Raw genomic sequence first — 2,633 nt, 5'->3', positions numbered from 1 at the left:
TGATAAGCCAGATGATAGGCGATGATTCATTCCGCATACACCCGCGCAAGGGAGAATATTGCCTGTACGACAAAAAATGGGGGAGCTTAGTCACCAGCACCATATTTCAACCGCCGTCAAAGCTGGGCAAGGGTGTGCTGGTCACCCCCACAGTGGACGGCAACCTGCTCATAGGACCTAATGCCGTGGATGTAGACCAACGGGATGATGTTGACACCACTGCAGATGGCCTGAGTTTCGTATATCAAAAGGCGCTGGAATCGGTGCCTTCTCTGCCCAGGACCGACGTCATAACCGAGTTTGCGGGATTAAGGGCCATAGCCGATGGGGAGGACTTCATAATCCGCCCATCTCACAAAGCGGAAGGATTCATTCAGGTGGCAGGGATTTGCTCACCTGGGCTTTCGGCCGCACCGGCGATAGGTAAATACGTAGCGGATATTTTAAACGGCATCATGCGGAAGGACGGCCGCCAGCTTGAAATCAGGAGCGATTTCAATCCCTATCGCAAGGGGATAAGCCGTTTCAGCCATGCCGACTGGCATACCAGGGAGGAGCTCATAAGAAAGGACCCCAGGTTTGGACGTATAATATGCAGGTGCGAGATGGTGACCGAGGGAGAGATAGTGCAAGCCCTTCACAGAAGTCTTCCTGCCCTTACCGTAGATGCCGTAAAGCGAAGGACCAGAACGGGGATGGGGCGTTGCCAGGGCGGCTTTTGTATCCCTCGGATCATGGAGATAATGGAAAGGGAGCTGGGCATCCCGATGGAGCAGATAACCAAAAAAGGAGAGGGTTCGAGGATTGTGATGGGGAAGATCAAGGACTTTTTAGGGGAGAATGCAAGATGCTGAGCATGAAAGCCGATGTAGTGGTCATAGGAGGGGGACCAGCCGGTTTGGCAGCCGCTTTATCCTGCCATAAACGCGGCATACGGGACATCATCATACTCGAGAGGGATTCTCATTTGGGAGGAATTCTTCAGCAATGCATCCATAGTGGCTTCGGGCTTCATCGGTTTGGCGAGGAGCTTACCGGCCCTGAGTACGCCCAAAGGTTTATCGACATGGTTGAAGAGGCGCAAATCCCTTATCTTCTGGACACCATGGTGGTGGACATTGACGAGGACAAAAGGGTCTATGCCGTAAATCCCAAGCATGGGGCGATACAGATACAAGCCAGGGCAGTGATACTCGCGATGGGGTGCAGGGAAAGGACCAGGGGTGCCCTCATGATTCCTGGAGGGCGACCGGCGGGGGTTTATACGGCAGGCATGGCCCAAAGGCTCATGAACATAGATGGGTATATGCCAGGGCGGGAGGTTGTTATCCTGGGATCGGGGGATATCGGCCTTATAATGGCCAGGAGGCTTACCTGGGAAGGTGCCAACGTCAAGATGGTATGCGAGATCATGCCCTATTCCACCGGGCTTCCCAGGAATATAAGGCAGTGTCTGGAGGATTACGGCATTCCCATAAGATTTAGGTGCACCGTGGTGAAAATCCATGGTAGTCAAAGGATAGAAGGGGTGAGGGTTGCACAGATAGACGATGAGCGACGGCCCATTCCAGGCACCGAAGAATACGTACCCTGCGATACCCTGCTCTTATCGGTAGGCTTGATACCCGAGAACGAGCTCAGCCAGAAGGCCAACGTACAGCTTGACCCTGTGACGGGAGGGCCGGTTGTGGACGAGTACCGGCAGACCAGCGTGCCGGGCATCTTTGCCTGCGGCAATGTCCTCCACGTTCACGACCTGGTGGATTATGTGAGCGAAGAGGCTGAGATTGCAGGCTACGGCATATGGCGCTACTTGAACGGCCTGGCCTCTCAGTACGGCCAGCATGTGGATGGGCGGGTTAAAATAGAGACAGGATACGGGATACGCTACGTTGTCCCCCAGAGGATTTCGGGAGAAGAGGATGTAGAGCTGTTTTTCAGGTCGGACAATATATATGATAACGGTGTAGTGGAATTGTTGCATGGCTCGCGGTTGCTGGCTTCCAAGAGGTTCTTGCGCATAGTTCCGGGGCAGATGGAGCGGTTTAAAATAAAAAGACAGGCCTTGTCCGGCATAAGGCCTGGCGACGACCTGGTACTGAGATGGAGAAGCCTCGGATGAAGGGAGGTAAAGCGGCCATGGAACTGATATGCATACTGTGTCCCCGGGGTTGCAGAATGCAGGTTGAACCCAGCGGAGACGGCAAGTGGGAGGTAAAGGGCAACGGATGCAGCCGAGGTAAAGCCTACGCTGTTCAGGAGATGAACTGCCCCTTGCGCACCCTTACCACCTCGGTGTGGGTGGAAAGAGGAAACTATAGGCTGGTGTCTGCCAAGACAGACAGGAGCATTCCAAGGGAAAAAATAATGGAAGCTTTGAAGCAGATCAAAGGGCTTAAGGTAAGAGCTCCCGTAAACATAGGCGATGTGTTGCTTCACGATATAGCGGGTACAGGCGCCAACCTGATCGCCACTCGAAAGGTTGATTTAGTATAGACATGATTCACATCATTAACGGTTTAATATGTTATAATTAAGGATAATAGATACCGGGTTTTCAGGAGGGAATAAAAGATGATCTTCATCGGAATATTCGGTATACAGGACAAGCAAAGGGTTGTAAGGGAATACCC

At 52.7% G+C, this 2,633-nt stretch carries 3 protein-coding genes; all 3 read left to right on the top strand.

Annotated features, from left to right (window positions below):
* A partial coding sequence (locus FWJ59_RS09265) for an NAD(P)/FAD-dependent oxidoreductase (RefSeq protein ID WP_414481651.1) occupies nt 1-854 on the top strand: 854 nt, incomplete at its 5' end.
* On the top strand, nt 848-2,122 hold the full coding sequence (locus FWJ59_RS09260; RefSeq protein ID WP_414481650.1) for an NAD(P)/FAD-dependent oxidoreductase: 1,275 nt from the start codon (nt 848-850) through the stop codon (nt 2,120-2,122). The genes FWJ59_RS09265 and FWJ59_RS09260, both read left to right, overlap by 7 nt.
* Nucleotides 2,119-2,496 (top strand): DUF1667 domain-containing protein, encoded by a 378-nt coding sequence (locus FWJ59_RS09255; protein ID WP_414481649.1) that lies wholly within the window; start codon nt 2,119-2,121, stop codon nt 2,494-2,496. Before FWJ59_RS09260 ends, FWJ59_RS09255 begins: the two co-directional genes overlap by 4 nt.
* The last annotated feature ends 137 nt before the right edge of the window (nt 2,497-2,633 follow it).

The sequence above is a fragment of the Caldicoprobacter sp. genome (assembly GCF_047459465.1).
In the GTDB taxonomy this organism is placed as follows: Bacteria; Bacillota; Clostridia; order Caldicoprobacterales; family Caldicoprobacteraceae; genus Caldicoprobacter.
Note: the sequence above shows the minus strand (reverse complement) of the source record. Positions and strands in the feature narration are given on the sequence as shown.